17 protein-coding genes are annotated in these 19,430 nt (G+C 70.3%); 10 read left to right on the forward strand and 7 right to left on the reverse strand.

All coding sequences use genetic code 11. The features are described 5' to 3' along the window. Positions 1-2 precede the first annotated feature (2 nt). Entirely contained in the window at positions 3-707 is a 705-nt protein-coding gene (locus H7694_RS00970; RefSeq protein ID WP_193597737.1) for a ClpP family protease, read from the forward strand. A gap of 1 nt (position 708) precedes the next feature. Beyond that, positions 709-1,302, forward strand: a complete 594-nt coding sequence (locus H7694_RS00975) for a ClpP family protease (RefSeq protein WP_193597738.1) — start codon at positions 709-711, stop codon at positions 1,300-1,302. Between the two features lie 49 nt (positions 1,303-1,351). On the opposite strand, the gene H7694_RS00980 is transcribed toward H7694_RS00975, so the two are convergent. Next, positions 1,352-1,720, reverse strand: a complete 369-nt coding sequence (locus H7694_RS00980) for a helix-turn-helix domain-containing protein (RefSeq protein ID WP_193597739.1) — start codon at positions 1,718-1,720, stop codon at positions 1,352-1,354. 199 nt (positions 1,721-1,919) lie between these two features. Between H7694_RS00980 and H7694_RS00985 the strand changes: the two genes are divergently transcribed. Beyond that, positions 1,920-3,083 (forward strand): acyl-CoA dehydrogenase family protein, encoded by a 1,164-nt coding sequence (locus H7694_RS00985; protein ID WP_193597740.1) that lies wholly within the window; start codon positions 1,920-1,922, stop codon positions 3,081-3,083. Positions 3,084-3,239: 156 nt separating this feature from the next. Here H7694_RS00985 and H7694_RS00990 read toward each other — a convergent pair whose 3' ends face one another. Beyond that, on the reverse strand, positions 3,240-3,656 hold the full coding sequence (locus H7694_RS00990) for a hypothetical protein (RefSeq protein ID WP_193597741.1): 417 nt from the start codon (positions 3,654-3,656) through the stop codon (positions 3,240-3,242). 157 nt (positions 3,657-3,813) lie between these two features. Between H7694_RS00990 and H7694_RS00995 the strand changes: the two genes are divergently transcribed. Next, positions 3,814-4,788 carry an AraC family transcriptional regulator gene (locus H7694_RS00995; RefSeq protein ID WP_193597742.1) on the forward strand — a complete coding sequence of 325 codons (975 nt, stop codon included), beginning with the start codon at positions 3,814-3,816 and terminating at the stop codon, positions 4,786-4,788. Positions 4,789-4,806: 18 nt separating this feature from the next. Here H7694_RS00995 and H7694_RS01000 read toward each other — a convergent pair whose 3' ends face one another. The 3 genes from H7694_RS01000 to H7694_RS01010 form a co-directional block, all read right to left on the reverse strand. After that, positions 4,807-5,652, reverse strand: a complete 846-nt coding sequence (locus H7694_RS01000) for an energy-coupling factor transporter transmembrane component T (protein WP_193597743.1) — start codon at positions 5,650-5,652, stop codon at positions 4,807-4,809. Further along, complete coding sequence (locus H7694_RS01005; protein ID WP_319805262.1) at positions 5,649-7,352, reverse strand: energy-coupling factor transporter ATPase; 1,704 nt, start codon at positions 7,350-7,352, stop codon at positions 5,649-5,651. The genes H7694_RS01000 and H7694_RS01005 overlap by 4 nt, the downstream gene beginning before the upstream one ends. 144 nt (positions 7,353-7,496) lie before the next feature. Then, positions 7,497-8,039 (reverse strand): ECF transporter S component, encoded by a 543-nt coding sequence (locus tag H7694_RS01010; protein ID WP_193597745.1) that lies wholly within the window; start codon positions 8,037-8,039, stop codon positions 7,497-7,499. A 346-nt stretch (positions 8,040-8,385) separates the two neighbouring features. Between H7694_RS01010 and H7694_RS01015 the strand changes: the two genes are divergently transcribed. Continuing rightward, a complete protein-coding gene (locus H7694_RS01015) occupies positions 8,386-11,397 on the forward strand; it encodes a S8 family serine peptidase (protein ID WP_193597746.1) in 3,012 nt (1,003 codons plus the stop codon). 155 nt (positions 11,398-11,552) lie between these two features. On the opposite strand, the gene H7694_RS01020 is transcribed toward H7694_RS01015, so the two are convergent. Further along, positions 11,553-11,849, reverse strand: a complete 297-nt coding sequence (locus H7694_RS01020) for a GNAT family N-acetyltransferase (RefSeq protein WP_193597747.1) — start codon at positions 11,847-11,849, stop codon at positions 11,553-11,555. A gap of 88 nt (positions 11,850-11,937) precedes the next feature. On the opposite strand from H7694_RS01020, the gene recQ reads away from it, so the two are divergent. Continuing rightward, positions 11,938-14,022 carry a DNA helicase RecQ gene (gene recQ / locus H7694_RS01025; protein WP_193597748.1) on the forward strand — a complete coding sequence of 695 codons (2,085 nt, stop codon included), beginning with the start codon at positions 11,938-11,940 and terminating at the stop codon, positions 14,020-14,022. A 37-nt stretch (positions 14,023-14,059) separates the two neighbouring features. Here the strand turns inward: recQ and H7694_RS01030 are convergent, their stop codons facing one another. Further along, positions 14,060-14,476, reverse strand: coding sequence for an OsmC family protein (locus H7694_RS01030; protein WP_193597749.1), 417 nt, complete (start codon positions 14,474-14,476; stop codon positions 14,060-14,062). Between the two features lie 109 nt (positions 14,477-14,585). On the opposite strand from H7694_RS01030, the gene H7694_RS01035 reads away from it, so the two are divergent. From H7694_RS01035 to H7694_RS01050, 4 genes are all read left to right on the forward strand, one after another. Next, a complete protein-coding gene (locus tag H7694_RS01035; protein WP_193597750.1) occupies positions 14,586-15,365 on the forward strand; it encodes a methionine ABC transporter ATP-binding protein in 780 nt (259 codons plus the stop codon). After that, positions 15,362-16,033, forward strand: coding sequence for a methionine ABC transporter permease (locus H7694_RS01040; RefSeq protein ID WP_227468219.1), 672 nt, complete (start codon positions 15,362-15,364; stop codon positions 16,031-16,033). Before H7694_RS01035 ends, H7694_RS01040 begins: the two co-directional genes overlap by 4 nt. 69 nt (positions 16,034-16,102) lie before the next feature. Next, positions 16,103-16,921, forward strand: coding sequence for a MetQ/NlpA family ABC transporter substrate-binding protein (locus tag H7694_RS01045; RefSeq protein ID WP_193597751.1), 819 nt, complete (start codon positions 16,103-16,105; stop codon positions 16,919-16,921). A gap of 341 nt (positions 16,922-17,262) precedes the next feature. After that, positions 17,263-19,314 carry an acyl-CoA dehydrogenase gene (locus H7694_RS01050; protein ID WP_193597752.1) on the forward strand — a complete coding sequence of 684 codons (2,052 nt, stop codon included), beginning with the start codon at positions 17,263-17,265 and terminating at the stop codon, positions 19,312-19,314. The last annotated feature ends 116 nt before the right edge of the window (positions 19,315-19,430 follow it).

The raw sequence follows: 19,430 nt of genomic DNA on the forward strand, positions 1-19,430 counted from the left end.
TCATGACCGACTCACCGGCTCCCGTCCACTTCTCCGCCGAGGCGCGCAGAGCGCTGTACCACCAGCGCGTGCTCGTGCTCGACGGCGAGCTCAATGACGACAACGGCACGCTGCTGATGACCCAGCTGGTCTCGCTCGCCGCCGAGAACGCCACCGCCGACATCGCGCTGTGGATCCATTCGCCGGGCGGCTCGGTGCCCGCGATGCTCGCCATCCGCGACCTCATGCGGCTGCTGCCCTGCGACGTGTCGACGCTCGCCCTCGGGCTCGCCTGCAGCGCCGGGCAGTTCCTGCTCTCGGCGGGAACGCCGGGCAAGCGCGCGGCTCTCGCGCACTCCCGGGTGCTGCTGCACCAGGGGTCGGCCGGCATCGGCGGATCGGCCGTCGAGATCGAGGCGCAGGCCGGCGATCTGCGCGACCTCCGCGACACGGTGCTCGGCCTGATCGCCGCCGACACCGGCCAGCCGATCGAGCGCGTGTTCGAGGACTCGCTGCACGACCACTGGTACTCCGCGCCCGAGGCGCTGGAGTACGGCTTCATCGACCGGATCGTCGACCACTTCGACCAGGTGCTGCCGGCGCGGCGACCGCGCATCGGCATCGGTCCGGACACCGAGATGCATCCGGATGCCGGCACACACCCGGATGCCGACACAGACCCGGATGCCGTGACCGCCACGGCATCCGCTCCGCCGAAGGGAGCCTGACATGACCAGCTACACGATCCCCAACGTGGTCACCTCGAACCCGCGCGGTGAGCGCATCATGGACGTCTACTCGTCCCTGCTGACCGAGCGGCTCGTCTACCTCGGCACGGGCATCGACGCCGGCGTCGCGAACACGCTCATCGCGCAGCTGCTGCACCTCGAGGCCGAGAATCACGAGCGCGGCATCCAGCTGTACATCAACAGCGAGGGCGGCGATCCGAGCGCGACGCTCGCCGTCTACGACACCATGCAGCACATCCGCCCCGCCGTCGCCACCACGTGCGTGGGCCAGGCGATCGGCGTCGCCGCCGTGCTGCTCGCCGCAGGGGCCCCGGGGACGCGTGCGGCCCTGCCGCACTCGCGCGTCGTGCTGCACCAGCCCGCCGCGCAGAACCGCGGCAGCATCCCCGACCTGATCCTGCAGGCCGACGAGGTGGTTCGGGTGCGAGGCGATCTGGAGCAGGCGCTGTCGCATCACACCGGGCGCCCGCTCGACGAGCTGCGCCGCGACACCGATCGCGACCGGGTGTTCACGGCGGCAGCCGCGCGGGACTACGGACTCATCGACGCGGTGCTCGAGCCCGGAGAACGCTGACAGGCCCGGATCGACGCCGGCACCGAGCCCCGAGCCCCGCGGCCGTCGCTCAGGCGACGAGCGCGTACGCGCCCTGCGTCGCCGCCCGGGTCGCCGCCGAGCGGCCAGACATCCGGCCCGCCGCCTGCAGCTGTTCGACGCGCTGCCCGTCGATCCACTGCTGCAGGTCGGTGGCGACGCCGATCGTGAGATCCAGCAGTGACAGCTCGAGTGCCCCGGCGACGGCGGCGAGCATCTCGCTCGAGGGCTCCTTCATGCCCCGCTCCATCTCGGACAGGTACTGCGGCGAGACTCCGGCCGATCGGGCGGTGTCGGTCAGCCGCTCACCGCGTGCGTGGCGGGCCTGGCGCAGCCGGCGCCCGACGGCATCGCGCCAGAGCGGTTCGGGGGCGGGGCGGGGGCTGCGCACATCATCCATGTCGTCACGATAGATCGACCGGTGTGCGCGGCGGCAGGCGTTCTGCTGACAGCAGAACGGGCGATCTGGTCGCATCCCACAACTACGGCATCCAGTCTCACGTTTGATGAAACCTATTCCCACAATTCGCTTCAGCCGCGTTGCGGACCCGCCGTAGACTCCCGGGTGCGAAGACGCACACGACTTTCAGGAGGACGTCATGGAACGCGACATCTACGACGAGGATCACGAGGCATTCCGCGACCTGGTCAGGGACTTCGTCAAGCGCTATGCCACCAACGAGAACATCGAGAAGTGGGATGCCGACGGCGAGATCGACCGCGACACAATGCTCGCGGCCGGTGAGGCCGGCATCATCGGCCTGTCGATCCCCGAGGAGTTCGGCGGCGCCGGGATGCTGCAGGACTACCGCTTCCGCGCCATCGTCAACGAAGAGGTCATCGGGGCCGGCGCCGGTTCGCTGGCCGGCGCCCTCGGTATCCAGGACGACCTGGCCGTGCCGTACCTCGTGCACATGGGCACGCAGGCCCAGAAGGAGAAGTGGCTGCCCCGCATGGCGACCGGCGAGATCCTCGGCGCCCTCGGCATGACCGACCCGGGTGCCGGCAGCGACCTGCGCGGCATCAAGACCCACGCCAAGAAGGTCGACGGCGGCTACATCCTCAACGGCGCCAAGACGTTCATCTCGTCGGGCAAGACCGCTGACATCGTCGTCACCTTCGTCAAGACCGGCGAGGGTGACCGCCCCGACGCGTTCAGCCTGCTGATCGTCGAGAACGGCATGGAGGGCTTCGAGCACGGCAAGAAGCTCAGCAAGATGGGCTTCCACGGCTGGGACACCGCCGAGCTGAGTTTCACCGACGTCTTCGTGCCCGACGAGAACCTGATCGGCGGCAAGGAGGGTCTGGGCTTCATCCAGCTGATGATGAACCTGCCGCTCGAGCGCCTCTCGATCGCCGTGTCGGCCGCCGCGGCCACCGAGGCCGCACTGAAGTGGACCGTCGCCTACACCAAGGAGCGCGAGGCCTTCGGCGAGCGCGTGATCGACTTCCAGAACAGCCGCTTCCGCATCGCGGACATGGCGACCACGGTCGACGCGCTGTGGGCGTACGTCGACCGCGGCATGAAGCTCTACGCGGCATCCAAGCTCAGCGCCGAAGAGGCGGCGCAGCTGAAGTTCTGGGCGACCGAGCGCGAGTGGGAGGTGCTCGACATGGGCGTGCAGCTGCACGGCGGCTACGGCTACATCACCGAGTACCCGATCGCGCGCGCGTTCCTCGACGCCCGCGTGCACCGCATCTACGGTGGCACGAACGAGATCATGCGCGAGCTCGTCGGCCGTCAGATCGCCGGCAAGCGCTGACGACACCGGATCACAGAGGAGGCCGGCCCCGGATCACCGGAGCCGGCCTCCTCTTCTTGTCCGCATCCCCATATGCGGTTGAGAGCTGCGTGCCCCGGGGCCGCAGGTGGGCTCGTGCCCCTCAGCGGGAGCCCACCTGCACGGGCGATCGCAGCCCTACTTCGTCAGCGCCGTCATGTAGATGCCGATCAGCTGGTCGATGTACTTCGCGAAGAAGTGGTCGATGCCCTTCGAGTCGTCGATGAGCTTGGCAGTGGATGTGCTCTTCGGCAGCGTGAACCGCGTGAACAGCGCGAAGCTGTCGGGAAGGCCCTGCGCCTCGGCCTCTGCCAGCGCCCACTGCGTCTGCGTCTCGTTCAGCGCGGGTACCCCGAGCATCCCGGGGGCCTCGGCGAGCAGGTCGGCGACGGTCAGGACGTACCAGTTGCCCGAGTGCGCCGCGCCCACCGTGCCCTGTGCGGAGCGGTTGACGACGTAGCACTCGTGGGCCGATGCCGCCCCGGCGCCGGCGAACACGAGCCCGACGCTGAGCGTCGCGGCGGCCGCCGCGGTGGTGATGGATCTGCGAATCATGATGTCCCCAATCGTCCGGGCTCTGCCCGGATCATCGTGATGGCGGAGAGTCCGCCGCGACACAGCTTGATGCCCCCGGATGCCGGTCTCCAGGACGCCCGCGCACTCGTGTTGTCCTGGGGGACACATTGCGGCGGCGCGGCGCTAGGATATCGGCATGCTGGGGGCTGTTGACCGCTCCTACACGACGTCGGGTCTTCGTGCGGAGCGGCAGTTCGACGCGTGGCGCGGCATCGTCGCCGATGCCTTCGTGCCGGTCGAGGTGGACAGCGGTGCGGCCGACGCGGGGCGTGGCTTCACCGCCGACTGCCATGTGCGCACGGTCGGTGATCTCGCCGTCTCGTGGATGCGGTCCGCATCGCAGCAGGTGCGCCGCACCGAGGCGCACACGGCGCGCACCCCCAGCGGCCTGTACTTCCTGAACCTCCCCCTCGACCTCGGATCCACGATCCATCAGGACGGACGCATCGCCCAGCTGCGACCGGGTGATTTCGCGATCATCGACGCCGACCGGCCGTTCTGTCTCGAGTTCGACGGCGATTTCACGCAGATCTCGCTGGCGATCCCGAAGACCGCGCTGCAGGATGCGATGGTCGACGCGGATGCCGTGACCGCCATCACGATCCCGGGCGACGACGGCGTCGGCGCACTCGCCGCCTCGACCTTCAGCGGGCTCGCCTCGTACGTCGGTGCGATCGACGGTCGCGTGGTCGACGCGGTGGCCATGCACGTCATCGGCCTGCTCGCCGCGGCACTCGATGCGCGCGCACCGGCGCCCGTCGCACGCCGCGCGATGCTGTACGGCGAGATCCTGAATGAGATCGAGCGGCACTACCACGAGCCCGACCTGACGCTGACCGACGTCGCCAGGAGCATCTCGATCTCGCCGAGCTACGCCACGAAGCTGCTCGCCGAGAACGGCACGAGCTTCGGACGCAGGCTGATGGCGCGTCGCCTCGACCACGCTTGGACCCTGCTGGTGCGCGAGCGGCGCAGCAGCATCACCGACATCGCCATCCTCTGCGGATTCAACGACCCGGCACACTTCGCGCGCGCCTTCCGCGCGCGCTTCGGCATGGCACCCAGCGACCGCAGGCGGGTGCCGGATGACCACGGGCGGAGTCTGCGCTGACGGCACCCGACGCCGTCGTCAGACGAGCCTCCACGGGAAGGTCAGAGCGAAGATCGTCGCGGATGCCGCGAGCATGATCGCGATGAAGACGACATCGCGCGCACGGAAGGGAACGGGATGCCGTTCGGTGCGGGTCGGATGCGCGCCGAAGGCGCGGGCGTCGATGGCCAGCGCCACCCGTTCGGCGTGCCGGATCGCCCCCGCCAGCAGCGGCACGATGTATCCCCAGCCGCGCGCCAGTCGCGCGATCGGGCCGCGCCCGCCCCAGAGCCCGCGGGATCCGTGTCCGCGCACCCGGTGCGCCGCCCGGATGACGGCCAGCTCGTGGCCGAACCGCGGCACGAAGCGGTAGGCGGCCAGGGCCGTGTAGCCGATCCGGTACGGCACCCGCAGCTGCGCGATCGCGGCGCGCACCAGGTCGGGCCCGGTGGTGCTGAGCCCCGGCACCAGCGCGAGCGCGACGATCGCCGCGAGCCGCAGCGCGGTCGCGAGCCCCACCTGCAGGGCGCCGGCGAACAGCGTCCACCCGCCGATCCGCAGTACCGCGGCGGTGCCGGAGACGGCCTCGGCATCCACCCACACCGAGAACCCGAGGGTGAGGACGAACACGGCCGCCGGCAGCGCGAGCAGCAGCGCCACCACGGGGGCCGTGAGACGGCATCCGGTGAGGATCAGCGCGTAGGCGAGCACGAGGAAGACGGCGGGCGTGACCAGGTCGCGCACGAACACCAGCAGCAGCACCGCCGGTGCGATCGCGGCGAGCTTGGCCAGCGGATTGAGGTGGTGCAGGAAGTGCCGGGCGGATGCCGCGACCGGCGCGTACGGGTCGGCGACGGCGATGCCCGAGGTCGGGGTGGTGGTCATCGCCCCTCCTCGGAGAGCAGGCTGCGCAGCTGCGGCGGCAGGGCGCGGTGCAGCGGCGGCAGCCGCAGACCCGCCTCGTCGAACAGCCCGTCGCTCGCGAACAGGGTGCGGGTGTCGCCTGCGGCGTGCACGCGTCCCTCGGCGAGCACCACCATGTGGGTGGAGTGCTCGGCCACGAGCTGCAGATCGTGCGTGACGATCACGATCGTGGTCCCCTCGTCACGCAGGTCCCGCAGCAGCCGCAGCAGCTCGGTCGCGCGGGCCCGATCCTGCCCGAACGTGGGTTCGTCGAGCGCGAGCACCCGGGGCCGGGTGATCAGCGCGGTGCCCACCGACAGCCGGCGCTTCTCGCCACCGGAGAGCAGGAACGGGTGCACACCGGCCTTGTGCGCCAGGCCGAACCGTTCGAGCATCTCGCCGACGCGCGACGACACCTCGTCCTCGGGCATGCGGCGCAGTCGCAGCCCGTGCGCCAGCTCGTCGAACACCGTGTGCGAGATGAACTGGTGCTCGGGGTTCTGGAACACGAACCCGACCTGCGCGGCCAGGTCGCGGGGGGATGCCGTGGCCGGGTCGAGCCCGTCGATGCTCACCTGCCGCCGGGGCGGGGGCTGCACCCCCGCGATGGCCTGGATGAGCGTGGTCTTGCCGACACCGTTGGCGCCGACGATCGCCGTCAGGGATCCGGCCGGGATGTCGAGGTCGATGCCGTGCAGCACCTCGGTGCGCCCGCGGCGCACGGTCAGGCCGCGTGCACGGATGAGGGCGGTGCCGTGACCGGCGGTGGGGTCGTCGCCCGCGGACGGGTCGCCTGTGGGGTCGGCATCCGGTGTATCGGCATCCGGAGCGAGGGGCCGGTCGTGCAGCCGCGCGGGCAGCGCGGCAGCCAGCTCCTCCGGGGTGAGCGGGAGAGGCGCGGAAGCGGGCAGGATGCCGCGCTCGCGCAGCATCCGCGCCGCCAGCATCGCCGACGGAAGCCACACGCCCATCGCGACCAGCTCGTCGGCGTGCTGCCGCAGCACCTCGGCGACCGGGCCGTCGAACGCCAGCCGGCCGTCGTGGTCGAGCACCAGCACGCGGTGCGCGAAGCGCATCGCCGCGTCGAGGTTGTGCTCCACCAGCACGATGGCGCGGTCGCCATCCGCGACGAGGTCGCCCAGCGCGGCGTAGACGTCGTCGATGCCGCGCGGGTCGAGGTTCGCGGTCGGCTCGTCGAGCACGATCAGCGACGACCCCATCGCCAGCGCGCAGGCGATCGCGAGGCGCTGGCGCCCGCCGCCCGAGAGCCGGTCGGGGTTCCAGGTGCGGCACTGCCACAGCCCCACCCGGCGCAGGGCGCGCTCGGCGCGCTCGAGCACCTCGGAGACCGGCAGCAGCAGATTCTCCAGCGCGAAGGCGACCTCGTCGAGCACGGTGCCCGTGACCAGCTGCGCATCCGGGTCCTGGAACACCATCGCCACGTCGGTGCTCAGCGCCGCCACCGGCGTGCTGACGGTGTCGCGCCCGTTCACCTCGACCGTACCGGCGACCTCGGCGGGCACCGACTGCGGGATCAGCCCGTTGAACGAGAGCGTGAGCGTCGACTTGCCCGATCCGCTCGGCCCCAGCACGAGCACGACCTCGCCCGGGGCGATGTCGAACGAGGCGTCACGTGGGGTCGGATGCGCCGCATCGGCGTGGGTGAGCGAGAGGTCACGCACGCGAAGCAGGGGTGCAGTCGGGTGCACGCTGGACCTCGGGTCGGCGATCAGTACACCCCTAACTTAGCCGCGCCTAACTTCGTGCGCGGCATCCGGGTGTCTCCTGAGGTCTCCCGAGGTCTCCCGGCGAGGCGGGGTGCGCGGTCAGCGGCGGATGACGCCCGCCCGGCGAAGCCCGCCGCCGACCCCGAGTCCGACGATCGTCCACACCACCGGACCGAGCACGAAGAGCACGACGAACAGCACACCCGCCCACGCCGGGAGGGTCGAGACGTCGAAGGCGAACCACAGCGGGATGGCGAGTGCCACGCCCGTCACGGCGGCCGAGAGCAGGAACCGCCACGACTCCCAGTGGCGGTAGCGCAGCAGCGCCGAGACGCCCTCCTGCATCCCGCCGAACACGACGGCCGCGAGCAGGTAGCGGCCGGTCATCGCGGGCACGAACGCCAGGGAGATCAGCGCGGCGACGGCGTGCGTGATGAGCGCGACCCACGGCGCGCGCAGCACCTGCTGTGCGATGACGCCGGGCAGTGCGTGGAAGCCGAGCACGAGGCCGTACAGCGGGATCGCACCCATGGCGACGATGAGATGCATCGGCGCCCACAGGGCGCTGACGATGCCGGTCGCCACACCGACTGCGGCGCAGATCAGCAGCACGCGGGTCGTCAGGACGGAGCGCTTGAGCACCCGTCCAGCCTATCGGCGGGCGGATGCCGCGAGCCGGGCCGGCGCCGGAAGAATACGACGTTCGTGCCGGGCCCGTGCGGGCGTCCGTACCGGGGCCGGGCCGGCATCCGGGCCGGTGCTCGCGACTGGACCTTCCGCGAGGGCCGATTCGACCTCCTTCCAGGGCGGATCCGACCTTCCGGCGGGTGCGCTGGACGTCCGGACAGAGCCGAGTTCGACCTTGCGGAAGGCGCGCGGCCGGTGCCTGGCAAGTGCCCCGGGTTGCCACTACGGTGAGCGTCGTCGTGCGGCAAAGACGTCGCACCTCGACCATCGGGAGACACGCATGCGACGAACCCCTCTCCGAATGGCGGCGGCCGCAACCCTGGCCGTGCTGTTCGGTACAACCGCGACGACAGCCTTCGGCATCGAGGGGGTGACACAGCCCACCCCGGTGGAGGGGACCCCCGGCCACTACATCGTCGTGATGAAGGCCGACCCGCTCGCCACCTACGACGGCGGCACCAAGGGTCTCAAGGCCACCCGGCCCGACAAGGGCGAGCGGCTCGACGCGCACTCCGCGAACTCGCAGAAGTACGTCGCGCACCTGAAGAACGAGCAGCGCAAGCTCGCCGCACAGCAGGGCGTCACCCCGGATGCCGCCTACCAGGTCACCGTGAACGGCTTCTCGGCCGACCTCACCGGCGAGCAGGTCGACCGGCTGCGCGCGTCGAAGGACGTGCTGGGCGTGTTCCCCGACAGCATCCGGCACCCGCAGGCGCAGACCTCCACCGACTTCCTCGGGCTCGGCGATGACGACGAGGGACTGGGCGGCGTGTGGGAGCAGACCGGCGGCGTCGGCACCGCGGGTGAAGGCGTCGTCGTCGGCATCGTCGACACCGGCATCGCCCCCGAGCACCCGTCGTTCGCCGGCGACAAGCTCAAGAAGAAGAGCAACAGGAAGTCCGACGGGCAGCCCTACACCGACGGCTCGTACGTGTACTTCGACAAGGCCGACGGCGGGCTCTTCAAGAGCCCGATCGTGACGGGTCAGGAGTGGAGCAAGCACGACTACTCCACCAAGCTCGTCGGCGCCCAGTACTTCTCGTCCGGCGCGACCGCCGCGGGCTTCGACTTCCAGTACGACTACCTCTCGCCGCGCGACGGCGCCGGGCACGGCTCGCACACCGCCAGCACCGCGGCCGGCAACTTCGGCGTCGAGGCCTCGATCCAGGATGTCGACTTCGGCACCGTCTCGGGCGTCGCTCCGGCCGCCCGCATCTCGTCGTACAAGGCCTGCTATGAGGGCCCCGACCCGGCCGACAACCAGGACGACATCTGCGCGCTCAGCGACCTCGTCGGAGCGATCGACGCGGCCGTCGCCGACGGCGTCGACGTCATCAACTACTCGATCGGCGGTGGAGCCGCCACGAGCATCCTCGAGCCCGACGACATCGCGTTCTTCAACGCGGCGGCAGCCGGCGTGTTCGTCTCGGTGAGTGCAGGCAACGCCGGTCCGTCGGCCTCCACTGCCGACCACGCCTCGCCGTGGTACACGACGGTGGCGGCATCCACCATCCCCACCTGGGAGGGCACCGTGCGCTTCCCGGGCTTCGAAGAGGCCGGCGCCTCGGTGAGCGTGCCGTTCGGCGAGGAGGTCACCGGTCCCTCGATCTACGCCGGTGACGCCGCGGCCGGCGCGAACGCCAACCTGTGCCTGCCCGGAACCCTGGATGCCGCGAAGGTGACCGGCCACATCGTGGTCTGCGACCGCGGCACCAACGCCCGCGCTGAGAAGTCCGAGGTGGTCAAGGCCGCCGGCGGCATCGGCATGATCCTCGTGAACGTGCCAGGCGGCGCCGACTCGCTCGACAACGACTTCCACGCCGTGCCGACCGTGCACCTCGCCGCCGCGAACCGCGCAGCCGTGCTGGCCTACGTGCAGAGCGGCACCGACTTGCCCGTCACGCTCATCGGCGAGAACATCACCGGCGAGGTCACGCCGGTGCCGCAGATCGCCGGCTTCTCGAGCCGCGGACCCATGAATGCCGCCGGCTCCGACATCATCAAGCCCGACGTGGCAGCGCCCGGCGTGGCGATCCTCGCCGCGACCGACAACGCCCGCAAGGAGTCACCGACCTTCGGCATCCTCTCGGGCACCTCGATGGCCGCGCCCCACGTGACCGGACTCGCCGCGCTGTACCTCGGCGAGCGTCCGACCGCGTCGCCCGCCGAGATCAAGTCGGCGCTGATGACGACCGCGTACGACACGGTCAACGCCGACGGCTCGACGAACACCGACGTGTTCGCGCAGGGCGCCGGCCAGGTCGACCCGACGCGCTACTTCGAGCCGGGGCTGCTGTACCTCAACGGCATCCTCGACTGGGCCGCGTACATCGAGGGCGTGCTGCCCGGCACGTTCAACGGCATCGAGGCGATCGACGGCAGCGACCTGAACGTCGCGTCGATCTCGATCGGCAGCCTCGCCAGCCGGCAGTCGGTGACCCGCACGGTCACCGCGACCGCCGCGGGCAGCTACACCGCCGAGGCGACGATCCCCGGGGTCGACGTGGTGGTCGAGCCGGCGACGCTGAGCTTCTCGGAGGCCGGCGAGTCGAAGACCTTCACGGTCACCTTCGAGAACGCCACCGCCCCCGTCGAGCAGTGGGCGACCGGCTCCCTGACCTGGAAGGGCGCGGACGGCGACGTGCGCTCGCCGCTGGCGGTCTTCCCGGTGACGGCGGATGCTCCCGCCGAGGTCGCCGCGACCGGCGCCGAGGGCTCGGAGACGGTCGAGATCATCCCCGGCCTCACCGGCGAGCTGCCGCTGAACGTGCACGGGCTGGCGCCGATGACCCTGCTCGTCGACGAGGACAACCCCGTCGAGGGGCACTCGGGCGACCAGAACTCCGGCGACGCCGACAAGGACGTGGTGTGGATCGTCGACGTGCCCGCGGGCACGGCGCTGAGCCGCTTCGACCTCGACTCGTCGGATGACGCGGGCAGCGACCTCGACCTGACGGTGTACCGCGTGGTCTCGCCCACCGATCTGCGCTACTACCAGCGCTGGCAGTCGGCATCCGCCTCGGCCGACGAGCAGGTGACCGTCACCGCGCCCACCGCGGGCACCTATCTGGTGGTGGCGAACATCTACTCGGCGCCGAACCCGATGACGTGGGACATGACCTACGCCAACGTGGCGGCCGGAGCGGGTGAGGGCGGGTTCACCGCCGACCCGAACCCGCTGAGCGTCACCCGCGGTGAGGCCGTCTCGTACGATCTGTCGTGGACGGGCCTGGCGGCCGGGTCGAAGTACCTGGGCGTCGTGCAGTACGGCGACTCCGAGGTGCGCACGATCGTCACGGTCGACGCGCGCTGAGGACGCGACGGGGCCGGTCCTTCGGGATCGGCCCCGTTCCCGTTCAACGCGGCGAACCGCTTCTCGCTCCCGTATGAGTTTGTGCCGCTCGGACGTTGTCCGGGCGGCACAAACTCATACCGGAGCGAATGGTGGGCGGGTCAGCCTTGGGCGGGTCAGCCCTGGTTGGGGACGCGCACCTCGACGCCCTGGAGCGGATACCGCTCGAGGTGCTTGGCGATGAAGGGGCAGTAGGGGGCGATCGCGTCGCCGGTGCCCGCGGCATCCGCCAGCGCCGCATCGGCGAGCCGCTGGGCCATGCCACGGCCCTGGAAGGCGTGGTCGATCTCGGTGTGCATGAACCGGAACTCTCCCGGGAGCCGTTCGAACTCGGCGAACCCGGCGAGAACCCCGTCGGAATGGATCTCGTAGCGCGAGGCCTCGTCGTTGCGGGTGACGGTGATGTCGGGCATTGCTCCTCCTTCGGTTCCGACCAACCTACGCGCTCGCGGCCTGTGGAGGGCGAGCGCCGACGTCGGCGGCGGTCGTTACGCTGGGAGGATGCCGTCGTCGAATCGGATCCCCGAGCCCGCCGAAGGGCCGTACGATCCGTACGCGGATGTGCCCTACCCGGACGACCCCTACCCCGACGAGCCCTGGGGCGCGCCGGAGGAGATGGACTGGATCCCGCCGGAGGGCGGGTTCGCGCCGCCGCTGGACTGGGGCTCAGCGCCGATGACGGCATCCGCTCCCGCCGTGCGGGCGGCCGCGCCGTCGCGCTTCCCCACGCCGCTCGACGCTCTGCGAACGGTGTTCGGCTACGACGCGTTCCGCGGCGACCAGGCGGCGATCGTCGATCACGTGATCGGCGGCGGGGATGCCGTCGTGCTGATGCCGACCGGTGGTGGAAAGTCGATCACCTACCAGGTGCCCGCGCTGGTGCGCGAGGGCACCGGCCTGGTGATCAGCCCGCTCATCGCGCTCATGCACGACCAGGTCGACGCGCTGCGCGCGAACGGCGTGCGGGCCGCTTATCTGAACTCCACGCAGGCCCTCGACGAGCGCCGCGAGGTCGAGCGCGCCTACGTCGCCGGTGAACTCGATCTCATCTACGTCGCCCCCGAGCGGCTGTCGTCGGCGCAGACCACGCAGCTGCTGCAGCGCGGCACGCTCAGCGTGATCGCCATCGACGAGGCGCACTGCGTGTCGCAGTGGGGCCACGACTTCCGGCCCGACTACCTGGCCCTGGGCGACCTCGCCGAGCGGTTCCCGGGTGTGCCGCGCATGGCGCTCACCGCCACCGCCACCCGTGCCACCCACCAGGAGCTCACCGAGCGCCTGCGCCTCGGCGGTTCCGATGGACGAGGGGGCGCCGCGCATTTCGTCGCCAGCTTCGACCGGCCCAACATCCAGTACCGCATCGTGCCGAAGGTCGACCCGCGGCGGCAGCTGGTCGAGTTCATCCGGTCCCAGTCCGAAGGCGCGGGCATCGTCTACGCGCTCAGCCGCAAGTCGGTCGAGCAGACCGCCGAGTACCTCAGCGCACAGGGCATCAATGCGCTGCCGTACCACGCGGGCCTTCCGGCCGAGGTGCGCGCAGCGAATCAGGCTCGCTTCCTGCGTGAGGACGGCGTCGTCATGGTCGCCACCATCGCCTTCGGCATGGGCATCGACAAGCCCGACGTGCGGTTCGTCGCGCACATCGACCTGCCGAAGTCGGTCGAGGGCTACTACCAGGAGACCGGTCGCGCCGGCCGCGACGGCGAACCCGCGGTGGCGTGGATGGCCTACGGCCTGGGCGACGTGGTGCAGCAGCGCCGCCTCATCGACCAGAGCCCGGGCGACCGCACCTTCAAGATGCGCCTCGGTCAGCACCTCGACGCGATGCTCGCGCTCTGCGAGACGGTGGAGTGCAGACGCCAGAACCTGCTGAACTACTTCGGTCAATCCCTTCCGGAGGCTCGGTCCCTGAGCGAGACCGGCGGAGCCGGGAGAGTCCAAGGGTGCGGCAACTGCGACACCTGCCTGCAGACGCCCGACACCTTCGACGGGCTGGTCCCGGCGCAGAAGCTGCTCTCGACCATCGTGCGCCTCAAGCGCGAGCGCAACCAGGCATTCGGCGCCGGGCAGCTCATCGACATCCTGCGCGGTGCATCGACCGAGCGCATCCGCAAGATGCGTCACGAGCAGCTCGCCACCTACGGCATCGGCGCCGACCTGTCCGAGCAGGACTGGCGCAGCGTCATCCGGCAGCTGCTGGCCCGCGGCATCCTGATCGCACAGGGCGAGTACGGCACCCTCGCACCGGGCGAGGCGGCGACGGGCGTGCTGCGCGGCGAGACAGCCGTGCCGCTGCGCAAGGACACGATCGGCCGGACGACGACGACCCGTGCCCGCAAGGCGAGTGCAGCGGATGCCCTCGACGCGGCCGACCGCGGACTCTTCGAGGCGCTGCGCGCCTGGCGCGCCGAGACCGCCCGCGAGCAGGGCGTGCCCGCGTACATCGTCTTCGGCGACGCCACCCTGCGCGCGCTCGCCGAGCACCGCCCCTCCTCAGTGGGGGCGCTCAGCGGCATCAGCGGGATCGGCGAGAAGAAGAGGGATGCCTACGGCGAGGCCGTGATCGAGGTCATCGCCGCGCACTGAGGCTTCGCGCCGGCGTCGTGGTCCGGGCGCGCCCTGCTCAGGCTGCGGTGTACTCCTCGGTGTGCACATGCACCGTCGCCGCGCCGCTCATCAGCTTCGAGACCGGGCAGCGCGAGTGGGCGGCGGCGAGCACCTGCTCGGCATCCTCGGCGGAGAGCCCCTCGGCCGACAGATACGCGTGGGCGCGGAACTCGTACCCCGGCCCGGGCTCGGCCGGATGCAGCTCGACGGTGGCGCGCACCGAGGTGCGGCGCTCGCCGCGGACGATCGCCTGCGCCGTGGAGTTCAGGCACGTCACCCAGGCCAGCGCCAGCAGCTGCTCGGGATTCGAGGCGCTCGTGTCGAAGTCGGATGCCAGCGGTGACGACACCGGCACCGCCATCCCGCCGACGATGTTGCTGACTCCATGGCCGCCATCGGTATTGATCGCTTCGGTCCGGTACCTGGCACTCATACCGCAACTATAATTTGGATCACGTACAGAAAGGGCTGGGCGCCCCTGCTGGGCGTGCCCGGCTCCTGACCCGACAGCCGCAGCACTCCCACGAGAGACCGACCCCGCGATGGCCACCGCCCCCTCCACGATCGTGGAGTTCCGCAGCATCACCAAGCGCTTCCGCCCCGGTGCAGACGAACCCGCCGCGCTCGACGACATCACCCTCAGCATCCGTAAGGGCGAGATCTTCGGCATCGTCGGCGAGAGCGGCGCCGGCAAATCCACCCTTCTCGAACTGGTCAACGGGCTGACCGCCCCCACCGGCGGCACCGTCACGGTCGGCGGCACCGATGTCGCCTCCCTCGACGCGCAGGGGCTGCGCACCCTGCGTCACGGAATCGGCACCGTCTTCCAGGGCGTGCACCTGCTCAGCAACAGCACCGTCCGCGAGAATGTGTTGCTTCCGCTGCGGCTGGCCCGTCGCGTCGGCGAGAAGATGAACCGCGCACAGCAGCGGGATGCCGTCGACGAGATGCTCGCCTTCGTCGGGCTGACCCACCGCGCCGGCCATTTCCCGGCGCAGCTCAGCGGCGGCGAACGCCAGCGCGTCGGCCTGGCGAGGGCCCTCGTCACCCGCCCGCCGCTGCTGCTGTGCGACGAGCCCACCTCGTCGCTCGACGCCTCGACCACCGGCGACGTGCTGAGGGTGCTCTCCGACGCCCGCGAGAAGCTCGGCACGACCGTGATCGTCATCACCCACGACCTCGACGTCGTGAAGGTGCTCTGCGACCGGGCGGCGCTGCTCGAGAAGGGCCGGCTGCGCGAGGTGTTCCCGATCACCCGCGCCGCGGCCGAGCGCACGGTGCCCAGCTACTACGAGCAGGTCAAGAAGGAGCTGATGTCGTGAACTGGCTCACCGACCTGCTCTCCCAGTACGGCGAGGACATGGCGCGCTCGCTCGTCGAGACCGGCTACATGATGCTCGTCTCGCTGCTCGCCGCCGTGCTCATCGGCCTGCCGCTGGGCATGACGGTGTACCTCACCGAACGCGGTGGCATCGCCGAGAACCGCGTCGTCAACACGATCGCCAACCTCTACATCAACGTGGTCCGCTCCTTCCCGTTCCTGCTGCTGGTGGTGTTCCTCATCCCGTTCACGCGGATGGTGATGGGCACGAGCTTCGGCACGCAGGCGGCGACGCTGCCGCTGTGCTTCGTCGCGGTCGCCATCTACGCCCGCCTCACCGAGCAGATCCTGCGCGAGATCCCGCCCGGCATCCCGCTGGTCGCCCGGGCGCTGGGGGCCACGGTTCCCGAGGCCGTGTTCCGGATGCTGCTGCCCGAGGCGCGCTCCGGACTCGTCTACGCGCTCACCTCGGCCTCGATCAGCCTGCTGTCGTACTCGACCGTGCTCGGCGTGGTCGGCGGCGGCGGGATCGGCGACTTCGCCATGCGCTACGGCTACCAGGTCTACAACGACAGCCTGATGTACCTGACGATCGTCATCATCATCGTCTGCGTGCTCGCCATCCAGGCCATCGGCCACCGCACCTCCGTCCGGCTCGATCACCGCTGACCGCCGCTGACGCCATCGACCCGCCGCACAACGGCATCCGAACCCGAACACCACGAGGAGAACAGAACAATGAAGAAGTCACGCTTCGTCCTGGCAGTCATCGCGCTGGGAACGGCGGTCGCCGTCAGCGGCTGCGCCGGCACCGCGCCGGCGGACGAGAAGACGGATGCCGCGGCCCCCGTCACGCTCAAGGTCGCGGCGGTCACCTCGCCGATGACCGACGTCGTCGAGGCGGCGGGCGAGGCGATCAAGGACGGCTACGAGGTCGAGCTGGTCGAGGTGGGCGACTACATCACCTCGAACACGATCCTCAACGCCGGTGACGTGTACGCGAACTTCTCGCAGCACATCCCCTACATGGAGACCTTCAACGCCGGCAATGACGGCGACCTGGTCGGGGTGCAGCCCGTCTACAACTTCGTGATCGCGTTCTACTCCAAGACGCTCGACGACATCGCCGACCTGCCCGAGGGCGCGACGGTCGCGATCCCCGACGACCCGTCCAACACCGGCCGCGCGCTCAAGCTGCTCGCCGCGCACGACGTGATCACCCTCGCCGAGGGCGTCGACCCGTACGAGGCGACCGTGAAGGACGTCGCCGAGAACCCGAAGAACGTCGAGTTCCTGCAGGTGCCGATCTCGTCGCTGAACGCCGCCTACGAAGAGGCCGACCTGGTCTTCCAGTGGCCCTCGCACATCATCGCCCTGGGACTCACCCCGCAGGAGGACGGACTGATCACCGAGCTCGACGACCGGTTCGCACTGAACATTGTCGTCAAGCAGAAGGATGCCGACTCCGCGGCGACCGAGGCGCTGAAGAAGGCGTTCACGAGCGACGCCGTCCGCGAGGTCATCGAGTCGAACGGCACCATCGAGACCGCCTGGTGACTCCGGCACGCGATCGGGGCTGACGGTCGGCCCCGGTCGCGTCCGGTCGCATGTCCCAGTTCTTGCGGGTGTGCAGGCCGCGTACCCGCAAGAACTGGGACATGCTTCCGGGGGATGTCCCATAACCTGCGGGTGTGCAGGCCGCGTACCCGCAAGAACTGGGACACGGCGCGGCCGATCCGGCCGGCGTACGGCATCCGAGAGGGGATGCTGTGGAGTCGCGACAACCGCGACGGACCAGGCCGCGCGACGCATTTGGTGATAGTCCACAGTCGAGTTCACCCGTCGTTGTCGTAGATCTACCATCGAGTCATCTCTGCTCGCCTCTGAGAGGAACCGTCATGGTCGACGCTGCCGTCCGCCCCGCCACCGCGCCCGCCGAAGCCGGCATCGATGTCGCACGCGTGAACGAGCTGCTGATGGGCAGCTGGGCGCAGACGCGCCGCGAGGCGCGCGAGATGATCAAGGACCCCGCGTTCTGGCGCGACGACAGCCTCGGCAAGGATGCGCACCGCGAGCGCGTGCTCACGCAGCTGCACCTGCTCGTCGAGAACGGCGCCGTGCACCGGGCGTTCCCGAAGCAGTTCGGCGGCGAGGAGGACAACGGCGCCAACATCGCCGGCTTCGAAGAGCTGGTCGCCGCCGACCCGAGCCTGCAGATCAAGTCGGGCGTGCAGTGGGGACTGTTCGGGGGTGCCGTGCTGCACCTCGGCACCGAGGAGCATCACAGCCGCTGGCTGCCGGGCATCATGGACCTCTCCATTCCCGGTGCGTTCGCGATGACCGAGATCGGGCACGGCTCCGATGTGGCAGCGGTCGGCACCACTGCGACCTACGATCCCGAGACCGAGGAGTTCGTGATCCACACGCCGTTCCGCGCGGCGACCAAGGAGTACCTCGGCAACGCGGCCCTGCACGGGATCGCGGCGACCGTGTTCGCGCAGCTGATCACGAACGGCGTCAACCACGGCGTGCACTGCTTCTATGTGCCGCTGCGCGACGAGAACGGCGACGACCTGCCCGGCATCGGCCGTGAGGACGACGGACTCAAGGGAGGGCTGAACGGCATCGACAACGGCCGGCTCAGCTTCGATCACGTGCGTGTGCCGCGCACCAACCTGCTCAACCGTTACGGCGACGTCGCCGCCGACGGCACCTACTCCAGTGCGATCGAGAGTCCGGGCCGTCGCTTCTTCACCATGCTCGGCACGCTCGTGCAGGGCCGGGTGTCGCTCGACGGGGCTGCGTCGTGGGCATCCGCCCTGGGCCTGCACATCGCCGTCACCTACGGCTCGCAGCGCCGCCAGTTCGACGGCGCGAACGGCGAGGAGACGGTGCTGCTCGACTACGGCAAGCACCAGCGCCGCCTGCTGCCGCGCCTGGCGACGACGTATGCGCAGATCTTCGCGCACGACGAGTTCCTGCAGAAGTTCGACGGCGTCTTCTCGGGGCGCACCGACACCCCGCAGGATCGCGAAGACCTCGAGACGCTCGCCGCGGCGCTCAAGCCGCTGTCGACCTGGCATGCGCTCGACACCCTGCAGGAGGCCCGCGAGGCCTGCGGCGGCGCCGGGTTCATGTTCGAGAACCGTCTCGTCGGCCTGCGCGCCGACCTCGACATCTACGTCACCTTCGAGGGCGACAACAACGTGCTGCTGCAGCTGGTCGGCAAGCGGCTGCTCACCGACTACGCGAAGCAGTTCCAGGGCAAGGATGCCGCGGCTCTCGCCCGGTACGCGGTCGAGCAGACCGCAGGCAAGGTGTTCCACGGTGCGGGCCTGCGCGCGCTCGGCCAGGCGGTCGCCGACCTCGGTTCGACCGCGCGATCGGTGGAGCTGGGCCTGCGCGAAGAGCAGCAGCACGAGCTGCTCACCGAGCGCGTGCAGCAGATGGTGGCCGACGTCGCCGGCCGTCTGCGCCCGGCGGGCAAGGACAAGACTCTCGCCGAGAAGCTGTTCAACGAGAACCAGGCCGAGCTGATCGAGGCCGCGCGTGCGCACGGCGAGCTGCTGCAGTGGGAGGCGTTCACCGACGCGGTGCACGCGGTCGAAGACGCCGACACCAAGCGCGTGCTGACCTGGCTGCGCGACCTGTTCGGGCTGACCCTGGTCGAGAAGCACCTCGCCTGGCACCTCATCAACGGCCGCCTCTCCACACAGCGCGCCGCCGTCGTCTCGAGCTACATCGACCGGCTCTGCGCCCGGCTGCGCCCGCACGCCCTCGACCTGGTCGGCGCGTTCGGCTACGAGCCCGAGCACGTGCGCGCCCCCATCGCCAGCGGCATCGAGCAGCAGCGCCAGGACGAGGCCCGCGCGCACTACGCCGCGCTGAAGGCATCCGGCCAGGCCCCGATCTCCGAGAAGGAACTCCGCAAGCTCCAGAAGCACGCCTGACCCACACCCGCCGAAACCCCTCGTCGTTGTCGAGACCCCTCGTGATTCGCGCGATTCACGAGGGGTTTCGGCACTGGTGAGGGGTTTCGGCGGAGGGGCGGGGCGGGGTGTCGGGG

It is taken from the genome of Microbacterium sp. YJN-G (assembly GCF_015040615.1).
In the GTDB taxonomy this organism is placed as follows: domain Bacteria; phylum Actinomycetota; class Actinomycetes; order Actinomycetales; family Microbacteriaceae; genus Microbacterium.

Coding starts and splice junctions, on each gene's coding strand:
- H7694_RS00970 (WP_193597737.1), top strand. CDS start 3: ATGACCGACTCACCGGCTCCCGTCCACTTCTCCGCCGAGGCGCGCAGA.
- H7694_RS00975 (WP_193597738.1), top strand. CDS start 709: ATGACCAGCTACACGATCCCCAACGTGGTCACCTCGAACCCGCGCGGT.
- H7694_RS00980 (WP_193597739.1), bottom strand. CDS start 1,720: ATGGATGATGTGCGCAGCCCCCGCCCCGCCCCCGAACCGCTCTGGCGC.
- H7694_RS00985 (WP_193597740.1), top strand. CDS start 1,920: ATGGAACGCGACATCTACGACGAGGATCACGAGGCATTCCGCGACCTG.
- H7694_RS00990 (WP_193597741.1), bottom strand. CDS start 3,656: ATGATTCGCAGATCCATCACCACCGCGGCGGCCGCCGCGACGCTCAGC.
- H7694_RS00995 (WP_193597742.1), top strand. CDS start 3,814: ATGCTGGGGGCTGTTGACCGCTCCTACACGACGTCGGGTCTTCGTGCG.
- H7694_RS01000 (WP_193597743.1), bottom strand. CDS start 5,652: ATGACCACCACCCCGACCTCGGGCATCGCCGTCGCCGACCCGTACGCG.
- H7694_RS01015 (WP_193597746.1), top strand. CDS start 8,386: ATGGCGGCGGCCGCAACCCTGGCCGTGCTGTTCGGTACAACCGCGACG.
- H7694_RS01020 (WP_193597747.1), bottom strand. CDS start 11,849: ATGCCCGACATCACCGTCACCCGCAACGACGAGGCCTCGCGCTACGAG.
- recQ (WP_193597748.1), top strand. CDS start 11,938: ATGCCGTCGTCGAATCGGATCCCCGAGCCCGCCGAAGGGCCGTACGAT.
- H7694_RS01030 (WP_193597749.1), bottom strand. CDS start 14,476: ATGAGTGCCAGGTACCGGACCGAAGCGATCAATACCGATGGCGGCCAT.
- H7694_RS01035 (WP_193597750.1), top strand. CDS start 14,586: ATGGCCACCGCCCCCTCCACGATCGTGGAGTTCCGCAGCATCACCAAG.
- H7694_RS01045 (WP_193597751.1), top strand. CDS start 16,103: ATGAAGAAGTCACGCTTCGTCCTGGCAGTCATCGCGCTGGGAACGGCG.
- H7694_RS01050 (WP_193597752.1), top strand. CDS start 17,263: ATGGTCGACGCTGCCGTCCGCCCCGCCACCGCGCCCGCCGAAGCCGGC.